This window comes from Photobacterium sp. WH24, assembly GCF_019204055.1.
Classification (GTDB): domain Bacteria; phylum Pseudomonadota; class Gammaproteobacteria; order Enterobacterales; family Vibrionaceae; genus Photobacterium; species Photobacterium arenosum.
The window spans coordinates 115143-137871 of the sequence record NZ_JAGSOZ010000010.1; the positions used below are offsets into that span (position 1 = coordinate 115143).

A 22729-nucleotide genomic window follows, 5' to 3' on the forward strand; every position below is an offset into this window, starting at 1 on the left:
AAGCGAGGCTTATGGCCTCGCTTTTTTGTTTATAACCCTCAGAAAGATTCTTCACGCTTCTCTGCTTCATACCGGTTAGCTTTGTGAAGTGAGCAACAACCTGATCCCAAACACACCAAATAAGCTAGCGGTGACTCTGGACAGCCATTTCTTAGTCGTGATGCTAACGGACAATTTATTGCTGAGCGAAGACGATGCCCAGGCAATCAAATGGCACCACAACATGCCGTTAACGTTAAAAATTAGTCCCAGCACAATGAATGCCAATGCCTTATTATCGCTGGATGCAGAGATGAACTGCGGCATAAATGCCAGAAAGAAAACAGCAATTTTGGGGTTAAACAGGTTGGTGATGAATCCCTGATAGTAAATTCGCTTTAGCGATGCCTTTGGCTTTTGCATTACCTCAGTGTTACCGGCCGCACTGCTGCTTCTGAGCATACTGATTGCCATGTAAATAAGGTATGCCCCACCCAGCACCTTAACCACAGTAAACGCGGTCGCAGAGGTGGCCAGCACAGCCGACAAACCCAGGGCGGCGGCGATAATGTGGATCAGCGTCCCGGAACCAATCCCGAGCGCAGCTGCAGAGCCTGCTTTAAATCCCTGTGTCGCGGCGCGCCCTGCAATAAGCAACGAATCCGGTCCGGGAATCAGATTCAGTAACAAGCCGGAGACAACAAACAGCCATACATTTTCAATACCCAACACTTTCTCTTCTCTCCTTGCTTTACGCCAGGGAAGCTCACCTCAGTGACCTGGCTTAATCGCTGCAAATCACTGACCCAATTGAAAAACATCTCGCATCACTGACAAAAGCAGCAAACTGGTTAGTTGACGCACAATATACGTAAATCAAAACATAGAAAAAAGCAGAATAAACAGAAGCGCGCATTTAAAAAAGGTGTGGTTCGCGGTGTTATCGCTTTAGCATTAAGAAAACGGCATTCTGACGATGATCGTGACATAAAAATACTGTCATTATAGGAAATAGATCGCATAATTATTCATTCACACCGTCTACAATCTCTCCAGCCATATGAATGGAGAAGATTATGCCTGGTGCATTTGCTCATATATCAGCAGTCAATAAAGCCTCTGAGAATACTGCGCTCAGAAAGCTGAACGTTCCGAAACACGTGAAGAAAACGCTGTCTCAATACAAAGCGTTTTTAGAATTTGGGTGTGTCAGCCCAGATTACCCCTACCTTGCAGTCGGAAATCATGCTCAAAATAAATGGGCAGATGAGATGCACTACAACAAGGTAGGTAAATTCATTGCTACCCTGATTGATCTCACCAAAAGACTGGACGAGCGCAACCAAGAAAAAGCATTTGCTTGGTTGTGTGGATTTGTTGCTCATGTCGCTGCGGATATCACCATCCACCCGGTTGTTGAGCTGAAGGTTGGCCCTTACAGTGAGAACGCCAAAGATCACCGGATCTGCGAAATGCATCAGGATACTTATATTTGGTATAAGGTCATGAATTTAGGGAACATTGGCCTCGCAGACCGAGTGAAAGAAAATATTGGTAGCTGCGTGGATGATAGCAATGAAGATTCCATCGATCTGATTATTCAAGATGTCTGGCAGACTGCCCTGGTCGCGGTTTACCCTCACTACGCTCAAGAGTGTCCGCCAGACATTAACCGCTGGCATCACGGTTTTCAATTCGTGGTTAATAACGCAGAAGAATCCCACAAACTTTTTGCCTGGGCTCGACATGTTGCCTCTTCGCAAGGCCTGACTTACCCGCTTTCAGAAGAAGTAAATCGTGAATTCATCGCAGAATTACAAACCCCGCATGGCATCCAACACTATGACGAGGTATTTGAGCGGGCCGTGTCGACCATCCAATTGTTTTGGGAGAAAACGGCTGAGGCTGTTTTTGAAAATAGGCCCACAGACTTCTTTAAGGACTGGAACCTTGATACTGGCCAATGTGAAAACGGTGTATTAACCGCATGGGAAAAATTATGAAACTGTTAATCAAGCTCGCTTTGTTGATGGCAATAACGTCATGTTCCGCTCAGGCAGAGTATTCCGACGAAGCAATGTACGACCTGGCGTCAATCCTAAAAGATGTCGCGCAAGCAGTAGATGGAGAAATTAAGTTTGGCGAGATAAACAATCTGGCGGATGAACAAATCATCGCAAACGCCATGTCTTCCGCACCCGACAAACTGGCTAAACTCAACGAGTATCAGATGATATTAGACATTCAGGGCGATCATGCCGTGATGTTGTTGTGCGACGGTGATGTGGCATTGATGGAAGATGCCGGCTGCAACGCTGCTTTTGACAATCGTTACTGGCATCAGCCTCAGCACAACACATGTAAAGTTTCACTCAATGCCAGTTCTGTCTGCACAGAGTAGATGCCCCTGAACGTGTCTCTCCGGCGCACGACCGGAAGTGAATACCATCAGAAACCGCCCAACGGTGAGCGGTTCTGATGTGGCTTCTTTTATAACACCACTGACTTCCGTGCTTATTTTACTTGAATCGTTACAGCATCAGACTCCGGCCATTCAATCTCGGTATCATTCAGATAACGGTCAAAGAAAGTCCCCACACTTTGTTTCACAATCGCGTGCATCAGATCGCCCTCAATTCCTGATCGATAGCCAACCACCCAGCGGTTTTGATCCATAAAATCCCGGTGATTCGTATTGGCGACAGTCAGCAGGTATGTCTCATGTCCATTGTCTTCAAACGCCTGAGCAAGCACTTGTTTTGGGGTTTGCAACAGCAATAAAGGTTTATTGAGTGGCTGTGTACGAACATCCCCCAGCAGCAGACCATCCATGTTGACACTGGCCACACAGTCCGGCATTTCGGCGCAGCTGTTCATGGCAGCCGATCCGCCCAGACTGTAACCCAGAGTCCCGATACGGCTTTCATCCAACTGATCATCAAACCGTTCAGTATGTCTGGACAACCACTGATAGACAGAGATAACGTCATGTGTAATCTGCGGTGCAACAACCTGATCAAAATACGCAAAGCCTTTATCCGTTCCCACGTCTTTAGCATCAGAGGGCAAATAAGTGCCCTCTGAGCTGCCATCCTGAAAACTGGCGACTCCCGAAATGTAGGTATGATTAATGGATACAACAACATAACCACGACTGGCGAGATCTTCCAAAAGCTCAGTGTTATCAACCTCAAATAAAAACGCGCCATGAGAATAGAAGAGTATCGGCCAGCCACTTCCCGATGCCGCCGGTGCAATCGCAACATTAGCTTGCGACCAGGAAGCGAGTTCGTCCAATTTAAATTGGTTGGGATGAACAGGCACGTCTTTCGGCCGTACCCGGTCAAGGTAGCCGACCTGATGGCCCCATCTATCGAAGTAAGATTGATATGTTCCGTTTTCTTGTTTCGTTGGGTAATACACTTTGATGGGCAGGCGACGCGTTTGATTCGGGATCGGGCTCATACTGTCCAATCCGGCATCCAACACATCAAAGGCTGCCACCCCGACCCGATAAGGACCATCTGGCGCAGGATAAACATGGGTATACGCCGTATTTTTACTGTCATTATCGTCTGAATTACAACCCGTCAGCCCCGCTAACACAGTAATAAAGCCTGTCTTGCAAAGTAGTTTTAACATCATGACTTTCTCCTTTTTCTGGACCTCCAGAATAAGAAGATTGGAGAATAAAGCGTCCGGATACGGGAATCAGACGTCCGAATTGGCTAATTCGCACCTTTAAGCCGAGTCCTGTACTGCGATGGCGTACACTGCTGATATTTTCTAAATGCCGCGTTAAATGTAGATTTCGAGTTAAAACCAGATTCAAATGCCAGTTCCAGCACTGCGCTTGAAGGGCGTTTTTCCATCAGTGCACAAACATGTGTAATACGTCGCTGGTTGACCAGATCATAAAACTTGATCCCCATTGTCTGATTCAACACCTGTGTCAGCAAATAAGGTTTCACACCCATTTCCCCGGCCAACGACGACAGGCTTATCTCCGGCTTCAGATAGTAGTGTTTTTCATCCATCAGCATCAGGACCGTCTGACTCAGGGCCGCCATTACACCATCAGGTTGGCTATCAGCTTCCTCGTCAGGCAATTCCACCATCACGTCAAAATTCATCAGCTTTGGTTGGATAAGCAGGCAACAGGTAATGACGAACAGAAGCAAAGACACTGTCAGATAAGGTAAAGGCAAATGCGTATCCAATATAACCTGTGGTATCACCATGACCAGAGCCAAAATCAGACTGGCGCATATCCCCCACAACACAAGCAAATTTGCGTTGGATAGCTTAGCCTGAAACAGTGGTTGCCGTGACTGATAACGCCACACAAACCGGATACTTGCCAGGCAATAGCCCAGGTAGAAAACAATCAGCAGGATGCCAGAGAAATGATGCCTAGCCGTGAGCACAGTCTCACCTGGCGCAAAAAGCAAGTCCGCACATAACAAGCTAAGCGCAGCTAGCGGTAACAAATGCACCGTATCCCGGCGAGTGAGCGGTCTTTGGGTTAAACACAGACGAATAAAAAGGAAAAACAGCACCGGATAGAGCAGCGGCCACATCATATTCATGCGGGATGTCAACCAGACTTGATGCCAGGCAAGGTTTAGAGAAAGATCCAGCGCAAAGCAAAAATGGATGCCCGCCAGCAACCAAAACACATGCTGCTCTTTACTTTTCATTGCTAAATAAACGCCGAGCACAATACTCTGAATAATTCCTGCCAGCAGAATCGATGCTACCATGACACTCTCACTTCACTTTATCCATTCTCTATTTTGTTATGAATAAAATATCATGAATCATCAATGACCTACACGTAGAAAATCAGTAGTGGCACATATGCCTATGATTAATGGTAATCACTCTGTCAACCCACTTTTACATTGGCCTTAACAGCAATTATTTGCTCGCTCACACTGTAACCTGTGAGTCCAGGGAGTAAATAACCCCACCATTGAGACAGAGAAAAATCATCAGTTCAGAGACACCAATCCACCAATAAACACGGTCAACCTTTCATGTAAGCTGATCATGATCACACGGTTGCATATATAAGTACCGCAGTGATTCCATTTCAGCGTTGAATGAGCAAGTATCCCTTTCGAGCATGCAGATTGATGAACCACAGAAATATTATTTATTGGTTATTGAATCTATTTGATTGCTATAAATGAAAACAATTAAATCAACAAACAGGTGATGCAACAGAGGATTGTTATGTCGGCTCTCATTTTATCCAGTAAAAAATTTATATTGTCTATTCAGCGCCGCATCCGGGAAACGTATTTTCAGGGTGACAGCATCTTAATCACAGAACAGTTATCTGCAGAAAACAGAAGTGAACTGACATCTCAATTTGGTGTGATCATCGAATTGGATCACTATTTTTCCCATCCAGCGACTGCGCTTTTACAGCAATTAACCGATAATGGGGTGCTGCCTGTTATTGAAACTGTCATCGCCTTATCCGAAGGAGACATACTCAGAGCAGCACACATCCGCGAAATTCTTGATATTCCCGGACAGCGTTTTGACCAAGCCATACTGTTCAGAGATAAAATCCTGATGAAACAGCACGCCGCCCGTTATGGCGTGGTCTCCGCAATGCCACAGGATGCCAATCAGGTTGCCAATTGGCAGTCGTTACCTTACCCGGTCGTGATAAAGCCGAAATCTGGCCGCGGCTCCCAGCAAACGCTCAAAGTCACCTCTTGCGAACATTGGGCTGAAATCGGTACTGAAATTGACCCTACGGATATGATCATTGAACCCTTCATTGAAGGGGAAGTCTTTCACGTCGACGGTCTGGTAGTAAACGGAAAAATGTCTGTATGCAGCCCTGCCAAATATGTGGGGAACTGTATGGATTTCGTTGGTGGACAAAGCCTCGGCTCGTACACTCTGTCTGAATCAAACCCTCTTTATCGCCCTTTGACTGAATTCAGCAGATATTTACTCGAACATGTCTTCCCGACTCCTGAGCACTCCCTATTCCATATTGAATGCTTCGTGGGAAACAATCAGCACATCACCCTGTGTGAGATTGCCTGCCGGCTAGGAGGTAACGATCTTGTCACTGAAGTTGAACTGGCTTACGGCGTGAATGTCGTTGAAGCCTATTTGCATGCCGAATTCCACTCAGAGTCACTTTGCCCGCAAGCCATGACTCCGGGGCAGCTCGGAGGCCGATTCCAGCTTCCGCCACAGACAGGCCGTTTGATCTGTTCCGGAAATCCCCCCTTCAGACATGAGGGTATCGTCAGATTTCAATCCAGAGCAGTTTCCGGACAACACTACAATGCCATGACTATGTCAAACGATGCTCTGATTCACGTGATTGTCAAAGCTGATAGCGAAGCACGAATAGAAAAGATTTTCCGCGACATTGCGCAATGGGCTGCCAGCGAATTCATCTGGTCTACAGAGACTGAGGAGGTGGCATCATGCATGCAGAGTTAATTGCTGTGGCAAGAAATCCGAAATACCGCCATTTCTGGCTGGCGAACATCATGAGTAACGGCGCAATTTGGATTCAGAATACAACGTCTTCAATCGCTTTAACGCATTTGTCGACCTCCCCTGCCGTCAACTCGCTGGTACAGGTCGCAGCAACCTTACCATTCTTGTTGTTTGGCATTCTGGCGGGTCAGATTGGTGACAGATTCAGCAAACCTCTGGTTCTGACTGTCGCTCAGCTCAGCCTTGGACTGGTTTCGTTAACCCTAGCAGCCGCAACCTGGCAGGGGCTGCTTTCCCCGGCATTGCTGGTTGGGGTTACAGCTGCATTCTCTGTCGCAACCGTCTTCCGCATGCCCGTTGCACAGGCAGGCATTGCGCTGACCGTGCCCGGCGACCAGATCAGACATGCGGCTGTCCTCAACAATCTGGGTTTCAATATTGCCCGTGCTGTCGGCCCTGCCGTTGCAGGAACATTGCTGCTTGTACTGGCTTACTATCAGGTTTACTTAGTCACGGCGGCTATGCTGCTTGCCGTTTCAGCCTATTTTTTCCGGGGGTTTTACAACGAACGGACAACCAGTACCGACCAGCCAGCTTTTGTATCCATACGTAATGCGTGGCAACAAATTTCTGCCTCCGGACTGTTTCGCCGCTGCACATTCGATGCCTGTGTTTTGTTCTTTGCTGGCAGTGTGATCTGGTCAATGATGCCTTATATCGCCAAGTATCACTTAAACCAGAGCACGGCCGGACAAGGCACCTTAATGGGAGCCACAGGTCTGGGTGCACTGTTAACGGTTATTGTATTACCGGCTGTGCTGAAACTTCGCCACAATCACCAGGGTTACTGGTTGTGTTATAGCCTGATGATCTCGTCGATTGCCACCATCTGGCTAAGCAGTAATCTGACTGTCATTTTCGCTGCTCTCATGGTTTTTGGGCTGAGTTGGAGCATGACAGTCACCTTGCTCAATGGTGAGATTCAATCTTCTTTTCCACGGCAAATCCTCTCGCGTGTTATCGCGATATACCTGATTGTCATGTATCTGGCTCAGGCAACCGGTTCGTTCTGGGCTGGCCTTATCAGTCAGTTCTTTGATACCGATACGGCCTTGCTTTTCTCGGTTGCTGTTTTAGTGCTGGGGCTGGGGTTACGAAGCTTACTTTTTACTTCCACTGATGCATGTGAGGAATAGAATGATGAAACGAATCACCTTAACCCTTGTCGGCGGCGGAGCGTCATCACTGGCCTTTCTTGATGCTTTTACTCGTCACTGGAACTGTCAACCCAATCAGGATGTTGTAATTTTTGTCGTCGAGAAAAAAAGTGTCTGGGGTGTGGGTAATGCTTATACAGAGGATAGTCATTCCAACCTTCTTAATACACAGGCAGGTGTGATTTCCGGACTGCCCGATCTACCCGGTGACTTCATGCACTGGCTCAAAGCGCACGAGTCAAAATGGCAACCGGATTATCCAGATTTCACCATTGAATCATCCAGCTATGCTCCCAGAGCGTTATTTGGCCGCTATATGCAAGATCGGTTTTACCGGGTTATCCGGCAAGCGGCCGAAAAAGACATCTTCATTTTGACGGTTGCAGCAGCCGTTTCCTCCATTGAGGTTTGTTCCGACTCTACCGGATATAGCATTTCCACAGAGTGCGGACATCAATTAAACAGTGATGCTGTGATTCTTGCTTGCGGCACACATAATAAAATCATGGAGCATGAACAGCACTCAGCGAAAGTCTTTACAAGCCCGTATCCCGTGCGTTCAGTGACCCGTGCCATTGACCTTAATGACGATGTTGTCATCGTCGGCGCCCGGCTCAGCGCTATCGACGTCGCCATTGGACTACTTGAACGCGGCCATAAAGGAAAGATCCAGTTCCGATCACGAGGTGGTTTTTTCCCAAGTGTGCGGGGAACGCAAGGGACGTATCGAAATAAATTTTTATCCCCGGGATATATTGAGCAGAACTTCGGAACATTAACGCTTGCTGATTTAGCTCGGTTATTCCAGCAAGAACTCAACCACTACCGAAAACATAATGAAGATACACTGGAATCGCTGCAGTTCCCTACACCACCAGTGGCCAATTTTCACCACTTTCTCAGCACAGAAATTGAACTCGCCAACGGGCCCAGAGGCTGGCAAGCGATTCTTTACAGCGCCAATGCTGCATTAGATATTATCTGGCGCAAACTGATCGAGGAAGATAAACAGCGTTTCTTCACTGATAGCTGGTCTAATGCCATGGCACTACGGGTATCTATTCCGAAAGAGAATGCAATAAAATTGTTGAACGCTGTTAAGTCCGGGCAATTAAGCTATCAGGTTGGCGTCGCGACTAATCCACAGACTGATGCCATTGTGTATGCAACCGGGAACGCACGGGATCTGACTCAGGCAGACTCCCCGCTATTACATCACCTTTTTCACTCTGGACTTGCCGCCAGCCATCCCCATGGCGGGTTACAAATACTCAATAAAACCTATCAGGTTCTTGATAACAGAGGATTCGCACATGCCAACATTTTTGCCTTGGGTGAAATCACTAACGGCAACTTCTTATTTACCAGCGCTCTGGATCTAATTGTTGAACATGGATCACGATGCGCCACTTCTGTGATTGCTTCACTAACGCAACCTGAACCGCCTGTAGAAGAACTCCCCAGGAAACAGGAAATCAGCAATAAAGTATGCTGAAACCGTTTATTCAGCGATAGAACACACATGAACACTGTCTTTGACTTCCAAAGCTGGATGCGTGGCCTTCGCGACAAATCCTTTCATTGAAAAAACAGGCGGCTTGAAAAAAGCCGCCTGTGAATCACAATTTTCAATACTCAAATGTTAATACCACTCAATGTGGCATTAACATTCACGACTCAACAGTTATTGAAATAAGAGAAATTCTTCTGCAAAACTGATTTATATTTATTAACCCACCTTGCCAAGATAGTTAATTTACATCCTTTCCAAAAAAGCCATTAAAAATAAAACATTACCATTACTTAATCTTGCTCCTAAAAAGTTCAATAAATAACTGAGCTTATACTCCGGAAACTGATATATGAAAAACGGCCCAAAAACTGTAACAACACCAATAAAAAAACCGAAAATAACAATGCTTTAACGTGTTATTTATTATCGACCGATTGACTTGCTTTCAAAGAGTATAAAACCCAAACTGTAATAACTGATAATACGATATAGCCTTCCAGTGGAGAGATAAAACTGAAGATAAACCCAGCCCCTACAGTGAGATAGGATGCTGACGTTTATAATATTAAAATGATAACACAGCACTGAATTATGATGAGTATTGGAACATCAAGGCGCGAAGCGATGTTAACAACCTTGCCCCCTGCATTATTGAACGACTAATCAGTAAAATTAAACCCATCGATTACCTTTGACACACTAATCCACCAAATCCCTTTTTTCTTAAAGCTTTAACCTTGAGCTTGAGTAAATATTTTAATGACATTAATGTCATTTAAAAATCATTCAGAAACAGCTAAAAGCTTAACCAAATAAGTTTGAAGAACACTAAAGTCTGAACTAATGTCGAAATACCAAAAAGTAACTTTTTGTTTACATCACATTAACAGGGAGAGGGCTGTACCCTTTGTCAACAAGGATAAGTCATGTCTGACATGCCACCGCGCGTCATGCGCGATTATTTATACGATGCGCTCAATCAACTCAACATTCGCCAAATTTTTGGCGTTCCTGGCACCAATGAAATCCCCATTATCGACGGCACCTCCTACGCCGAAAATAATGTCGAGTATGTCGAATGTTTACACGAAAACATTGCTATGGGTGCAGCTATGGGCGCTGCACGCATGACAGGTGAACCCGGGGTACTGGTGGTTCACATCACCCCGGGTATCGCCCACGGTATTGGCAACCTGTTCAACGCTTATCGCTCTCATACACCACTGGTTATTCTTTGCTGCCAGCAACAAAACGAGCTGGTCACACAAGAACCCCTGCTTTCATCCAATATCAAAGAGCTAGCCAGTCAGTATTGTAAGTGGTCGCACGAACTGCGCACACCTTACGAATTCCCACTGGTGCTGCAAAGGGCCTTCAAAGAAGCCAAAGCCCCGGCTTGTGGCCCGGTCTTCATATCTATTCCCTGGGAATTCATGATGGCAAAACCCTTGCCAAGCCTGCCTGAAAAGCTGCCGGGTATTACTCGTATTCCGACCAATTTCGCCGGTGATCCGGATGAAATCAGTCGTTTGGCTGAGCGCTTTGCACAGGCCAAAAACCCTATCATCATTGCCGGTGATGGTGTCGGGTGCGACAACGCCTCGGAACAGTTGCAGGTATTAGCGCAAACCGTTGGTGCACCTGTGGCGTTGCAAACCTTCAGTAGTTTGGCGAACTTCCCGAACGATGATTATCACTGGCAAGGAGAGCTGCCGGGTAATCAGGCCATGCTGCAAGCCATCTATCAGCAACATGATGTGGCTTTTCTGGTGGGCTACAGTAATCAGGCTCAGGTTACTGTGTTTAATTATGCTGATGGCCCCTTAATCCCGGAATCCGTAGATATTTTATACCTGTCGAATAACACCTGGGACATAGGTAAAAACTACTATGGCAGCCATGCCGTGCTGGGTGGGATCAGAGCCAGTCTGGAAAAACTGAACCAAGTCATGGCCGAGTTGCCGGTTTCCGATGACATTCAGCGCGAAAGGGACGCCCGCAATCAGTTATTAAGCAAACTCAGCGAACAACGCCGCAGTGACTGGGATGCGTATTTACTCCAGGCCGAGCAAGACGCTTCAGGCACCATTAACCCGGCACTGATCCCGCACTATTTATCTCAGGCCATTACACAACAAGGGCTGGCGAACGAGTTTGTCTATGTGCATGAGGCCGTGTCTGACAGTCCAAGCTTTCAGTACCTGATGCCGCTTAATCAGGAAATGAGCAAGCCGGTAAGCTACTACTGCGTATCCGGCGGCTCACTCGGCTGGTCAATGCCCGCTTCGCTGGGAATTAAAATTCAGCCCACCGCAATTCAGGGAGTCACACCCAAACTGGTGATCAATGCGGTCGGTGATGGTTCGTCCCTGTTCTACCCGCAAGTGTGGTGGAGTGCCGCCAAATATCAGCTCGCCGTGTTGTACATCATCACCAATAACCGGGAATACCATACCTTGCAAAATGGCCTCGAAGAAGTGATTGGCTCTTATGGCTGGGAGCCAAAGAAAAAGCCGGTAGAACCCGACCCTACCGATCCAACCAGTTACCACAACTACGACGTTGATTATCTGTCGCTGCAGCATCCTCAGCTCAATTTCCATCAGATTGCCAATGCAATGGGTGCGGACATTCAGGGGCAAGTGGTAGAAAAATCCACTGATCTGAATGCCGCTTTACAACAAGCGATTCACTACGTGCTGAATGAAAACAAACCTTACGTGCTGGACATCCGAACTGAACGCGATCCAGCCGCAGTGCAACAAAGCGGAGGTGCGATAAAAACGTCACCAGCGTATCGACGTCCACCCCTGAATTATTTCCACAAGCAGCTTCTTGATGAAATCAACCCGGATCATGTCAACACATTAGCCTGATCCACCACATTCTATCTACAAGGAAAAGTAATATGAGTGAACATTATGATGTTGCCATTATTGGTGCTGGCGTATCGGGCGTTTACAGCGCCTGGCAGTTAAAAAAGAATTTCCCCGGTAAGCGCATTGCTGTTTTTGAAGGCAGCGATCGCGTCGGTGGCCGTTTATTATCTGTCAAGGCGCCAGATGTCAATAACATGGTCGCAGAGCTGGGTGGCATGCGTATTCTGGATGCAACACGGCAACCACTCGTCCACGCATTACTGGATGAGATCAACCAATTTGCTTCACTGCCAGATCCAATAGAAACCTACCATTTCCCGGTCGATACGCCGGCCAATATCGCCTATTTACGCGATGTACGGCTCCGGCTCAGTGATTATCAAGATAATCCGCATGCTGTGCCATACAACTACAGCCCTGACGCTTTCGGCAAAACACCCGGCGCTTTGGTTATTGAGGCATTCGATAAAATCGTTCCCGGCATTACCGCCATTGATCTCACTGAACAACAGCGCCGTGAAATGGCAATGAACACTGAATTCAATGGCAAAATGCTGTACGAACAGGGCTTTTGGAATGTTCTGCAAGTTGTCATGAGTAGCGAAGACTACAGCTACTGCCGCGATGCCGGTGGCTACAATTCTACCTTGTCGAACTGGAATGCCGCCGATGCCATTCCTTGGTTTCTGACCGATTTCGGTGATGGCGTCGAATACCTCGGATTTAAACAGGGCTTCCAGTCAGTACCATTAGCGCTGGCCGGAGAACTTCAGGCGCTTGGTGGCGAGCTGTTACTCGGCCACAAACTGAATAGTTTTGAACAGGTTAACGGTGTATTTAGCCTCAATTTCACCAGTGAATTAGCGATCACAGCGTACAATGATATCCAGTGTACAGCCACGCATATTGTGCTTGCGATGCCACGGCGTTCCATCGATTTGCTGGAGCAAAATTGTCCTGTTTTACAGCAACCAGAAGTGAAAGCTTTAACTGGTACTGTCACACCAAGGCCGTTGTTTAAATTGTTTACCACTTACGCGTCCCCCTGGTGGGTTGATCAATCCGGCATCAGGGAAGGACGCAGCGTGACTGACATGCCTGTCAGGCAAACCTATTACTGGCCAACCAACGAGGGGGCACCTGCGTTACAAGGCCCGGCAATTCTGATGGCCAGTTACGATGACGGTGTCAACGTAGGGTTCTGGGATGGCTACAGACAAAAACGTGGCCTGGCATGGAAGCAACAGCTGGAAGTCCTACCCTTACCAGAACACAAGGCATTTACCGGACGTCTGTTGAAACAGCAAAATGTCGATCCGCAATGGGAAGCGCATCAGGCGCCTGAATCTATGATGACGGAAGTCACCCGCCAGGTTAACCTGATGCATGATGTGTCTGCCGCGGAAGTCACTCCAACGCTGCCGCTTCAGGCTGCATTTCGTGACTGGGGTGATGACCCTTTTGGCGGCGGTTGGAACAGCTGGAATATTGGTGTGCAAAGTGATGATGTGGCCAATAACATCGTCCAGCCATTAGCAAATACCCACCTCTATATCTGTGGTGAAGCTTACTCCCACAGTCAGGGATGGGTGGAAGGAGCACTGCAGACCGCCCAGCTCATGCTGGCGAAACTGGAAGTTCAGCTCAAGGCGTAAGGGAGTTAATCACAGGCCAGGTATTATCTGGCCTGTGATGTGAATGACTGACAATGCAGTGTCTGCTTATAATAGATGCACCGTCCCGCAAAAATTTGAACTCTCCTGCAAATTCCATTCTCTCTTCCTGTCATTTTGAAGTAACAATATCAAACACTTTGCTTTCACTGGATAGTGGCCCCTCTGGCGAGTAAACTGCAATACAGTGATTATGGAAACACTTAACCGGAGCGTTAGAAATCATGTTAGACACTCGCCACGCATCAGCCATTCAGGAACGCATAGATAACAAAACCAAGCCTCTGGGCGCGTTGGGGCAACTCGAAACCACAGCCCACCAGCTTGCTTTATTGCAAAGTCAGGGACAGAAAGAAGCGGTTTCCCAAATTACCTTAACTCAACCCACCATGCTGCTGTTCGCTGGTGATCATGGTATTGCCAAAGAAGGCGTCAGTATTGCCCCCAGCGAAGTAACCCAGCAAATGGTGCTCAATTTCCTCGCTGGCGGTGCAGCTATCAATCAGTTCTGCCGCATTAACAACATTGACCTGAAAGTCATTGATTGTGGCATTATGCTACCGGTTGAAACCGATAACCCTGATTTCATCGTACAGCGACTGGGTGCCGGAACACATAACCTTGCCCAGAAAGCCGCCATGAGTCAGCAGCAAGTTGCCGAGGGGTTGGAATTAGGCGGTTCAATTGCCAAACAGACTATCGAAGCTGGCTGTAATCTGCTGATGTTCGGAGAAATGGGCATTGCCAATACCAGCAGTTCTTCCGCCCTGCTGTCGGCGCTCAGTATTACTGACGCGGCCTATTGCGTCGGTAAAGGCACAGGGATCAGCGATGCGCAGCTGGGTAACAAGATCAGTCTGATTCGTCAGGGTGTTGCCAGATACAGTGAAAGCGGTGAACCAGGTCCATTACGTGCACTCGCAGAGCTGGGTGGCTTTGAAATCGTTCAGATGGTCGGCGCGTTTCTGTCCGCGAGTGACCAACGCGTGCCTGTTCTGGTGGATGGCTTTATCGTTTCGATCGCGGCTTATATTGCCACATTGCTCAAGCCGGAAGCTCGTGATGTGATGATTTTTGCGCACCGTTCTGAAGAGCAAGGGCATCAAAAAGTGTTAGCTCTTCTCGAAGCTCAGCCTATGCTGGATTTAGGCTTACGCCTGGGTGAAGGAACTGGTGCGGCACTGGCCTACCCCCTGCTTCGTGCCAGTGCTGAATTTTACAACAACATGGCCAGCTTCGCCGATGCCGGGGTCACGGTGTAAATGTTCAACCTTCGTTATCAGTATCAGTTGTTTTGTCTGGCGGTGTCTTTTTTCAGCCGCCTACCCATTCCAGCGTCAACCCCTTATTCTGACGAACGCATGAATCGGGCCGGGCGTTACTTTGCGCTGGTTGGGCTTGTACTGGGGGCGTTGTGTGCCATTGCTTACAGTATAACAGCAGCCTGGTTGCCACCACAGTTCGCCGTCTTTATCACTATGGTGTTCAGCCTGCTGCTGACCGGGGCATTTCATGAAGATGGCCTGACCGACATGGCTGACGGCATTGGCGGTGGCCTGACGACAGAACGCCGTCTGGTCATAATGAAAGACAGTCGGATCGGCACTTACGGTGCTGCCACCCTGATCATGGCCTTACTGGGTAAATTTATCATGCTCAGCTATCTGGCTGAGCATACTGAACTGGCCCTGGTTCTGATTGTCGCCTACACACTCAGCCGCACAGTCGCGGCCTCACTGATTTTCGACATGCACTATGTCAGCGACTCCAGTACCAGCAAGAGCAAACCTCTGGCCAATGCCCAGACCGTCCCTGAGTTACTCTTTTTAGTGGCGACCGGTGCCCTCGTCTGCCTGTTACTGGTACCCGATCTGTCACTGGTGCTGATAGTAGCGGCTGTTCTGTTTCGGAGTGGTTTCAAAGCCTGGCTGAATGCGCGGCTTGGCGGATTTACCGGTGATTGTCTGGGCGCGGCTCAGCAACTCATGGAACTTTTGATCTACCTGATCCTTATCGCCTCAGTTCACAACCAGTGAGGATTAAATGACAATTCAAACGACATTGAGCCTGATACTTGGTGGTGCACGATCCGGCAAGTCACGCTTTGCCGAGCAGCAGGCCAAAGAAAACGCAACACAGGGTAAGAGGCTGCATTATATCGCCACGGCTACACCATTTGATGATGAAATGCGCATGCGGATCAAACACCATCAGCAGCAACGTGGGGATAACTGGGCTGAACACGAATGTGCTTTGGAACTGGCAAACCTGCTAACTCAGTTTACCGCGAACGATGTGGTGTTGGTTGAGTGTTTAACTCTCTGGCTGAATAACGTTATTTATTCACTGGGAGAGGCTTGCAGCAATGAAGCGCTGGAAGCACGTATTACCGATCTGGTACAGGCAGCGAAAAACAGCCAGGCCCGATTGATCTTTGTCTCGAACGAAGTTGGCATGGGGGTGGTGCCGCTCGGCGAAGTGAGCCGCTATTTTGTCGACAACGCCGGCCGCATGAATCAGCAGTTCGCCGCCATTGCCGATGAGGTGACTCTGGTGACAGCCGGTTTACCACTCCAATTAAAAGGGATCGCCAGGTGAAAACCTTCACCGTCACATTAGTCCGCCACGGAAAAGTTAATGGCGCCTCCGCTTTGTACGGCTCAACCGATGTAGAGGTCAGCCCCGAGACCAATCAGGCTATCTGTAACTCGCTTGCCAACGCTGATATTCACTATAAAACCGTTATCAGCTCTCCTTTGCGCCGCTGCTTATCGCTGGCTGAATTACTGGCAGGTGAACACCTTCTGGTCTGCGAACCGGCATTAAAAGAAATGTACTTTGGTCAGTTAGACGGTACACCTTTTGAGGAAATAACCAGCGTGAGCGAAGAGTGGCAACGGCTTGAGCAATTCTGGCACAACCCAGCCAGCTCAGGATTACCTGATGCCGAATCACTGGAAAACTTCAGTAGGCGGGTGACGGCCTGTTGGACCAGGATAGTCAGCGAGCTGCAACACGATGTCCTGATAATTACGCACGGCGGCGTGATTCGTGCCATAGTTGCAGATGTACTTGGCCTCGACTGGAAGAATCCTAAATGGTATTCAAATTTAACGATTCGCAATGGCAGCATCACACAAATTCAAGTCACGATGGCAGATAACGAGCCCTATTTTTCCGTGAAACAAATTGGCTCGACACACTGATCAGTTTGGCCTGACTGTTGGCCAGTTCAAGCCTGAAGCACAGTTACTTTCGATTTGAATTCGATCCGAACAAACCGGAAACCCCTTTGTGGTTTCCGGTTCTTTTCTTCTAGCTACAGATAGTTACACCCCGGTATCAGCTTTTTTGACAGAGACCTGAACATCTTTCAGGCCAGCATCTTCGAGTTGATCCTGAATGCTTTTCTCCATTGAGGCCGTATTTGAATCACCCTGAGGAAGGGCAATCTCTTCAAAATACAGCTCGCCGGTGAACTGATCTTCTGCGTAAAACTGGCCTTTGACGCGTGCTTTCTTAGGCGCCAGTACTTTGCCCAGCCAATAACGGGTGTCATAAGAACCTGCAGTTTGCGCGATCCAGTTCCAGTCCCAGGTTTTATTCATGCCTGTAATATCACGGTGATCCCACTGGAATTCCAGACTCTTTTCATTGCCGGCGAAGCGGCCGATAGCAAAGTTACTTGTAAAGTCTGGTCTGTCTGTCGGATGCCACAGCAATCCGTTCCCACCCCAGCGCATGAAACCATCAAAACCCAGCTCATACGATACGTCCGCGTCAAAGACGTAAGGATAAGAGATATCAGCCCGGTACACATTCAACAGCACTTTCAATGCGCTATTGGCCGGTACAACCGGTCTTGCCTGAATCGTTACTCTGTTACTTTCTTCACCGCCACTGGTGCTTCCCCATGCCTGAGTGGCACCAAAAGTCACGGATATTGATTTTTCAACACCGCCAGTGACTTCAGGGCTCTTAAAAGTGCTGGAAACCTCAATACTTTCACTGAAGCTGTAATCATTACTTTGTGACCAACTGGTTGACGTGTTGTAACTGATATCAATGACGTATTGCTGCTGAATGCTGGTTTTATTGACCGCCGTCGAGGAGATCGTATTCACCAGCTGACTATTTGAATTCACGATAGAACCGTCAATTTTAAATGAAGCCGGATCCATGGTGTAAGCAAAGTTTTTCGCCTTTATGGTTGTCATATCCTGGCAACGGTATCCGTCACACGGACCGTCATTACCCCGAATATTCCAGGCACTTTCGTTACTGTCCCACCAGACTTTCATGTCATCGCCAACCTGGTTTCCTTTCGGACCACCCACCCAGGCATAGCCCATGTGGTGAGCCAGGTACGCGGCAGGTTTTACAAAATCGTCTTGATCACTGAGCAATGTCCATTCAACACGCTCTTTAGATCCTTCATCAATGGAAATAGCAGGGAAAGATAAAATATTTGTGTCTGCATTCAGAGGATAACAAGCAGTATGGCTGGCGGTTCCCTGTTTAATTTCACCCATGTAACCGGGCCCCATAATGACCCAGCCATCGGCTAAACTAACATAAGACCACTTTCCGATTTTGTTCATTATCGAATCTCGAAAGCGCAATGCTTCAGAACGCGTAACTGGCCGGAAATCAGCGTTACACGTTTCAGGGCCGAGATTGTAATGAATTTCGACTTCCTCTGGATAAAAAGCACTGGTTTCCAGTGCAGACACGGACGCTATATGACCAAAAGGTAATATAATTAACAAAGGCGTTATTTGTTTTTTCATTGAAACCTTCTTATAGAAATGTTGGCTTGCATAAATGCAAAAACATATGTGACTAATAAAAACATCCCTCTCATATGCAACGCCGTTATATCAATGCATTTAATAAAAAGTCAATGAATTATTTTCACACTCCCTTTATTTACCCAATTAAATATCCCGGATGAAAAAAGACAAATAACATATCAGTAAATCGCTATATTATAAGATATAAAGTCTTACCATAATATAATAATTATTATACAAAACAACAAGATGAAAACAAACCATAAAATGTAATCGATAACAATAAGTCAAAATACGCTTTCATCGGCAGGCTGTTATTGATAATAAAGACTTTAACTTTACCTTTTTGTTAAAGCGACGCATCACTTTATATTGATTAAGCAACATAGATAATAATGTAATAAAATTATCTATAACGTTTAGCTGAGCAGTTTCAATGCTCAACTATAGAATATTTACTCTAATTAAAAATACAAAATACTGTTCACAGTGTTTTTTTGCTTTAACTTATAATCTCTTTTTTGATGGATTAACTTCAATGGTCTCCTTGTTTCTTAAGTGTCTGCTGGGTGCGCTAGCTGTACTGCTGATTGCGATACTTTCCAAAAGTAAAAGTTTTTTCATTGCAGGTTTAGTGCCCTTATTTCCAACTTTTGCCTTAATTGCCCACTATATTATTGGCACAGAGCGAACCATGTCGGATTTGAGAGTGACCGCTCTGTTCAGTCTGTATTCATTAGTTCCCTATGCCGCTTATCTGGTGGCCGTATACTACTTCAGTTATCGGTTTAGCTTATTCTGGACACTGGGTCTGGCAACTCTGGTATGGGTCGGTTTCGCGGCTGGCCTGCTGCTCGGCTGGAGCCGCTTGTATACCGGCATCGCCTGACAGCGAATGGCTTACCACTATTCAACATACTGTTGATATGGTTAAATTACGAGCAGCATCAAAGACAAACCCTCAATCTGGGTTAACCATTATCAAGGAAGAAGCATGAAACTAGCGCAACTGAACATCGCCCTTGCCAAATACCCAATGGATGCACCTGAAATTAAAGATTTTGCCGATAATCTGGATCCTGTGAATGCCATTGCTGAAAGCAGTGAAGGCTTCATATGGCGGCTTCAGGATGAATCCGGCGATGCAACCAGTATTCAGGCATTCGACGCCCCCAATATGCTTATCAACATGTCTGTCTGGGAATCGGTAGATACGCTTAAAAACTTTATGTTTCGAACCCATCACCGCGACTTCATGCGCCGTAAGGCTGAATGGTTTCATCGTTCAGCGGAAGATACTTATGTGCTGTGGTGGGTAGAAGATGATCATATCCCGACCATTGCGGAAGCCAAAGAACGTCTTGATTACCTGAGAAATAAAGGTGACAGCCCATTTGCTTTCACGTTTAAGAGCAATTTTACACCCGACGATGCGCTGGCGTATGAGCTTGAAGCCTGATGACGTTCAGGACACATCTCAGGCCACATCATAGATATCTGCTATCTTTTTTGCATGTGTTCCCACCGTTTTGATATCCATGCAAAGAAAGGATTCAACATGACGCGAAAACAGCCGCAACACCTCGCCAGCAGCTCTATCCGGCTGAAAAACGATGCAAGTATTGAGCTTCTTGAGATGAATGATGCTTTCTGGCCGCGGTTAATGGCCGGTGAGCTTGGTGATTTTCATCATGAATATCTGGTCAGCTTGCACGATTTTAGCTCTGACTGGTCTGGCAGCGAAGCACATCCCCAAGGCGATGAAATTGTCATACTGCTAGCTGGATCGGCAACATTTCAATTGGAAATGCCGGAAGGGATACACGAGGTCAGGTTGGAGTCCCCAGGATCATACGTGTTTGTACCTAAAGGCGTATGGCACACTGCAAAAATAAAGCACTCGGCACGTATGCTGTTTATCACCGCCGGTGAGGATACCCAGCACAGACAGCATGACAGCATGACAGCATGACAGCATGACAGCATGACAGCATGACAGCTAAAATCTCGCGAATAAATCAGGGCACTCAATGAGTGCCCTGATTATCTTAGTAACAGTCTCGCGTGTCGCTTAAGGTGTCACTATGTTGAACCAGAAATCGAAATTATCGAGATAAGATAACAACTCAGTCAGCTTCTCTTGATCTCCGGTGATCTTTATATCACCTTTTTCAAGGGCATCTTCCAGTGTCACTTGTTTGAGCATTAAGGCATCAAGCGTAGTGCGAGCCAATGAAACAGATGCATTCGCCTCTTTGTCTTCGGCGCCCAACGTATGATTCAATACGCCATTTTCCATCTCAAGCAGATACTTTTCTTTCTGGTCGGTGAAATCAAAGTTCAGAACGATTTTCTTACCATCTGCTTTTTCACTGTCCAGGCGCATTGCCAGATAATCAAAGAACAGCTCTAAGCTCATCGCTTTCACTGTATCCGGGCTGGCCGTATCAGGAACAGGTAACTTGTTCACCCCTTCTCGCAGTTCTTTTGCCCCCGTCAGGTAAAAGTTACGCCAGGGGCCGCTTTCCGCCTGATAACCCAATTGTTCAAGTGCATCGGCCTGCATGTTTTTCGCTGCCTGATTGGAAGGGTCAGCAAAAACCGCGTGATTCACCACTTCAGCCACCCAACGGTATTCCCCTTTGTCGTAATACTCTTTTGCTTTCTTAAGTAGCGCATCCGTACCGCCCATCATATCTACATAGCGTTTTGCCGCATCAACAGGCGGTAAGGTGTGCAATGTCGCAGGGTTACCAATAAACCAGCCAAGATACAGCACATACGTTGCCTTAACATTGTGATTGATAGAGCCATAGTAGCCACGGTTTGAGAAATACGTATTCAATGCGTCTGGTAACTTAAAGTCTTCGGCAATTTCAACCATGGTTTTACCCTGGTTCGCCATACGCAAAGTTTCGTCATTAATGAAGCGATACAAATCGCGCTGCGATTTAAGGTGTTTGACAATTTCACCTTTCCCCCACACTGGCCAGTGGTGCATGGCAAACATGACGTCAGCATCATCGCCCCACATATGAATGGCTTCATTCAAATACTTAGACCAGGCCAATGGATCACGGATTTTCGCGCCGCGCAGAGAATAGGTATTGTGTAAAGTGTGAGTCGAATCTTCGGCAGTGTTAATGGCTTTTTTCTCTTTAATATAGAAAAGCATTTCCGATGGTGCTTCAGACCCAGGTGCATACATAAACTCGTAGGTAAGTCCGTCAATGACCTTTGTTTCACCCGTTTTGGTAATGATATCAGTTGGTGGGATCAGGGTGACTGTACCTGCAGACGTGGTTGTCCCCAAGCCGGCTCCAACTTGCCCCGTCGCACTTGGCGGCAGCAGGTTACCATACATATAAGATGCACGACGGCTCATTGCTGTACCAGCCATTACGTTCTCAGCAACCGCGGCTTCCATAAAGCCGACTGGCGCATAGATTTTCACTTTACCGGATTTCACATCAGCTTCATCAACAACACCTCGCACACCGCCATAGTGATCAACATGGCTGTGTGTATAAATGACGGCGACAACCGCCTTTTTCGGACGGTGCTGGAAATAAAGATCTAAAGCAACTTTGGCTGTTTCTGTAGAAATGAGCGGATCAAAAATCGTGATCCCCTCTTTACCTTCCACAATTGTCATGTTCGACAAATCCTGATTACGGACCTGATATATGCCATCAGTTACCTGAAACAGGCCTGAAATGTTAATAAGCTGAGACTGACGCCATAAGCTTGGGTTAACCGTATCGGGTGCAGCTTGGTCTTCTTTAATGAAACCATACTTCGCAGGATCCCACACCAGGTTCCCTTGCTCGCCTTTTATCTGTTCCTGTGGCAAGGGAGCGATAAAGCCTTTGTGCGCCAGTTCGAACCCGGTTTTATCATCAAAAGGCAACTCTTTCATCAGTGCCTGATTAGCCGATTTGGTTGCATCCGTAGCCGGTTTGGCTTCATCAGCCGCCATTGAAACCGGCGCCAGCAATACACCTGAAATGAACAAGGAAACGACTGACAAAGACTTGCTTTTTGTGCGAATCCTGCCGGAAGAAGACGTTGCATCAGAGCAACTTTCCTGTCTAAAAGAATTAAAACTTCTCATAACGTGTAGCACTCCATGGTTTTTGATCTTCATGTTGTTGTCATACTCGGTGATGAACGTTAAACAACACAACCTCAGCCT

The 22729-nt window shown here is 47.1% G+C and carries 19 protein-coding genes; 14 read left to right on the top strand and 5 right to left on the bottom strand.

All coding sequences use genetic code 11. The features are described from left to right. Nucleotides 1-75: 75 nt before the first annotated feature. Complete coding sequence (locus KCG43_RS13560) at nucleotides 76-711, bottom strand: LysE family translocator (RefSeq protein ID WP_218385574.1); 636 nt, start codon at nucleotides 709-711, stop codon at nucleotides 76-78. 344 nt (nucleotides 712-1055) lie between these two features. On the opposite strand from KCG43_RS13560, the gene KCG43_RS13565 reads away from it, so the two are divergent. Together KCG43_RS13565 and KCG43_RS13570 are read left to right on the top strand one after the other, a co-directional pair. Beyond that, nucleotides 1056-1982 (top strand): zinc dependent phospholipase C family protein, encoded by a 927-nt coding sequence (locus KCG43_RS13565; RefSeq protein ID WP_218385577.1) that lies wholly within the window; start codon nucleotides 1056-1058, stop codon nucleotides 1980-1982. Further along, on the top strand, nucleotides 1979-2380 hold the full coding sequence (locus tag KCG43_RS13570) for a hypothetical protein (protein WP_192014007.1): 402 nt from the start codon (nucleotides 1979-1981) through the stop codon (nucleotides 2378-2380). Before KCG43_RS13565 ends, KCG43_RS13570 begins: the two co-directional genes overlap by 4 nt. 113 nt (nucleotides 2381-2493) lie before the next feature. Here the strand turns inward: KCG43_RS13570 and KCG43_RS13575 are convergent, their stop codons facing one another. Together KCG43_RS13575 and KCG43_RS13580 are read right to left on the bottom strand one after the other, a co-directional pair. After that, on the bottom strand, nucleotides 2494-3624 hold the full coding sequence (locus KCG43_RS13575) for a hypothetical protein (protein ID WP_218385579.1): 1131 nt from the start codon (nucleotides 3622-3624) through the stop codon (nucleotides 2494-2496). An 83-nt stretch (nucleotides 3625-3707) separates the two neighbouring features. Continuing rightward, the gene (locus KCG43_RS13580) at nucleotides 3708-4742 is read right to left on the bottom strand and encodes a helix-turn-helix transcriptional regulator (RefSeq protein ID WP_218385581.1); all 1035 of its coding nucleotides are present in this window, start codon (nucleotides 4740-4742) and stop codon (nucleotides 3708-3710) included. Nucleotides 4743-5217: 475 nt separating this feature from the next. On the opposite strand from KCG43_RS13580, the gene KCG43_RS13585 reads away from it, so the two are divergent. The 9 genes from KCG43_RS13585 to KCG43_RS13625 all read left to right on the top strand — a co-directional run bounded on the left by KCG43_RS13585 (nucleotide 5218) and on the right by KCG43_RS13625 (nucleotide 16947). After that, nucleotides 5218-6459 (top strand): acetyl-CoA carboxylase biotin carboxylase subunit family protein, encoded by a 1242-nt coding sequence (locus KCG43_RS13585; protein WP_218385584.1) that lies wholly within the window; start codon nucleotides 5218-5220, stop codon nucleotides 6457-6459. After that, a complete protein-coding gene (locus KCG43_RS13590) occupies nucleotides 6444-7655 on the top strand; it encodes an MFS transporter (protein ID WP_218385586.1) in 1212 nt (403 codons plus the stop codon). The genes KCG43_RS13585 and KCG43_RS13590 overlap by 16 nt, the downstream gene beginning before the upstream one ends. Before the next feature lies 1 nt (nucleotide 7656). Beyond that, entirely contained in the window at nucleotides 7657-9171 is a 1515-nt protein-coding gene (locus tag KCG43_RS13595; RefSeq protein ID WP_218385589.1) for an FAD/NAD(P)-binding protein, read from the top strand. 944 nt (nucleotides 9172-10115) lie between these two features. Continuing rightward, complete coding sequence (locus KCG43_RS13600; protein ID WP_218385591.1) at nucleotides 10116-12065, top strand: thiamine pyrophosphate-binding protein; 1950 nt, start codon at nucleotides 10116-10118, stop codon at nucleotides 12063-12065. Nucleotides 12066-12097: 32 nt separating this feature from the next. Beyond that, nucleotides 12098-13723, top strand: a complete 1626-nt coding sequence (locus KCG43_RS13605; protein WP_218385592.1) for an FAD-dependent oxidoreductase — start codon at nucleotides 12098-12100, stop codon at nucleotides 13721-13723. Nucleotides 13724-13965: 242 nt separating this feature from the next. Continuing rightward, the gene (cobT, locus tag KCG43_RS13610) at nucleotides 13966-15003 is read left to right on the top strand and encodes a nicotinate-nucleotide--dimethylbenzimidazole phosphoribosyltransferase (RefSeq protein WP_218385593.1); all 1038 of its coding nucleotides are present in this window, start codon (nucleotides 13966-13968) and stop codon (nucleotides 15001-15003) included. Next, nucleotides 15004-15777, top strand: a complete 774-nt coding sequence (locus KCG43_RS13615; RefSeq protein ID WP_218385594.1) for an adenosylcobinamide-GDP ribazoletransferase — start codon at nucleotides 15004-15006, stop codon at nucleotides 15775-15777. A gap of 7 nt (nucleotides 15778-15784) precedes the next feature. After that, nucleotides 15785-16339: a bifunctional adenosylcobinamide kinase/adenosylcobinamide-phosphate guanylyltransferase gene (gene cobU / locus KCG43_RS13620; RefSeq protein ID WP_192014026.1), complete on the top strand. Its 555-nt coding sequence runs from the start codon at nucleotides 15785-15787 to the stop codon at nucleotides 16337-16339. Continuing rightward, nucleotides 16336-16947, top strand: a complete 612-nt coding sequence (locus tag KCG43_RS13625) for a histidine phosphatase family protein (RefSeq protein ID WP_218385595.1) — start codon at nucleotides 16336-16338, stop codon at nucleotides 16945-16947. The genes cobU and KCG43_RS13625 overlap by 4 nt, the downstream gene beginning before the upstream one ends. 123 nt (nucleotides 16948-17070) lie before the next feature. On the opposite strand, the gene KCG43_RS13630 is transcribed toward KCG43_RS13625, so the two are convergent. After that, nucleotides 17071-18531, bottom strand: coding sequence for an aerolysin family beta-barrel pore-forming toxin (locus tag KCG43_RS13630; protein ID WP_218385596.1), 1461 nt, complete (start codon nucleotides 18529-18531; stop codon nucleotides 17071-17073). A 541-nt stretch (nucleotides 18532-19072) separates the two neighbouring features. On the opposite strand from KCG43_RS13630, the gene KCG43_RS13635 reads away from it, so the two are divergent. From KCG43_RS13635 to KCG43_RS13645, 3 genes are all read left to right on the top strand, one after another. After that, nucleotides 19073-19423, top strand: a complete 351-nt coding sequence (locus tag KCG43_RS13635; RefSeq protein ID WP_192014032.1) for a GlpM family protein — start codon at nucleotides 19073-19075, stop codon at nucleotides 19421-19423. A 105-nt stretch (nucleotides 19424-19528) separates the two neighbouring features. After that, entirely contained in the window at nucleotides 19529-19993 is a 465-nt protein-coding gene (locus KCG43_RS13640; protein ID WP_192014034.1) for a DUF3291 domain-containing protein, read from the top strand. Between the two features lie 99 nt (nucleotides 19994-20092). After that, entirely contained in the window at nucleotides 20093-20506 is a 414-nt protein-coding gene (locus tag KCG43_RS13645; protein WP_218385597.1) for a cupin domain-containing protein, read from the top strand. A gap of 99 nt (nucleotides 20507-20605) precedes the next feature. Here the strand turns inward: KCG43_RS13645 and KCG43_RS13650 are convergent, their stop codons facing one another. Beyond that, entirely contained in the window at nucleotides 20606-22564 is a 1959-nt protein-coding gene (locus KCG43_RS13650; protein WP_304622556.1) for an alkyl/aryl-sulfatase, read from the bottom strand. Nucleotides 22565-22729 lie beyond the last annotated feature (165 nt).

Coding starts and splice junctions, on each gene's coding strand:
- KCG43_RS13565 (WP_218385577.1), top strand. CDS start 1,056: ATGCCTGGTGCATTTGCTCATATATCAGCAGTCAATAAAGCCTCTGAG.
- KCG43_RS13570 (WP_192014007.1), top strand. CDS start 1,979: ATGAAACTGTTAATCAAGCTCGCTTTGTTGATGGCAATAACGTCATGT.
- KCG43_RS13575 (WP_218385579.1), bottom strand. CDS start 3,624: ATGATGTTAAAACTACTTTGCAAGACAGGCTTTATTACTGTGTTAGCG.
- KCG43_RS13580 (WP_218385581.1), bottom strand. CDS start 4,742: ATGGTAGCATCGATTCTGCTGGCAGGAATTATTCAGAGTATTGTGCTC.
- KCG43_RS13585 (WP_218385584.1), top strand. CDS start 5,218: ATGTCGGCTCTCATTTTATCCAGTAAAAAATTTATATTGTCTATTCAG.
- KCG43_RS13590 (WP_218385586.1), top strand. CDS start 6,444: ATGCATGCAGAGTTAATTGCTGTGGCAAGAAATCCGAAATACCGCCAT.
- KCG43_RS13595 (WP_218385589.1), top strand. CDS start 7,657: ATGATGAAACGAATCACCTTAACCCTTGTCGGCGGCGGAGCGTCATCA.
- KCG43_RS13600 (WP_218385591.1), top strand. CDS start 10,116: ATGTCTGACATGCCACCGCGCGTCATGCGCGATTATTTATACGATGCG.
- KCG43_RS13605 (WP_218385592.1), top strand. CDS start 12,098: ATGAGTGAACATTATGATGTTGCCATTATTGGTGCTGGCGTATCGGGC.
- cobT (WP_218385593.1), top strand. CDS start 13,966: ATGTTAGACACTCGCCACGCATCAGCCATTCAGGAACGCATAGATAAC.
- KCG43_RS13615 (WP_218385594.1), top strand. CDS start 15,004: ATGTTCAACCTTCGTTATCAGTATCAGTTGTTTTGTCTGGCGGTGTCT.
- cobU (WP_192014026.1), top strand. CDS start 15,785: ATGACAATTCAAACGACATTGAGCCTGATACTTGGTGGTGCACGATCC.
- KCG43_RS13630 (WP_218385596.1), bottom strand. CDS start 18,531: ATGAAAAAACAAATAACGCCTTTGTTAATTATATTACCTTTTGGTCAT.
- KCG43_RS13635 (WP_192014032.1), top strand. CDS start 19,073: ATGGTCTCCTTGTTTCTTAAGTGTCTGCTGGGTGCGCTAGCTGTACTG.
- KCG43_RS13640 (WP_192014034.1), top strand. CDS start 19,529: ATGAAACTAGCGCAACTGAACATCGCCCTTGCCAAATACCCAATGGAT.
- KCG43_RS13645 (WP_218385597.1), top strand. CDS start 20,093: ATGACGCGAAAACAGCCGCAACACCTCGCCAGCAGCTCTATCCGGCTG.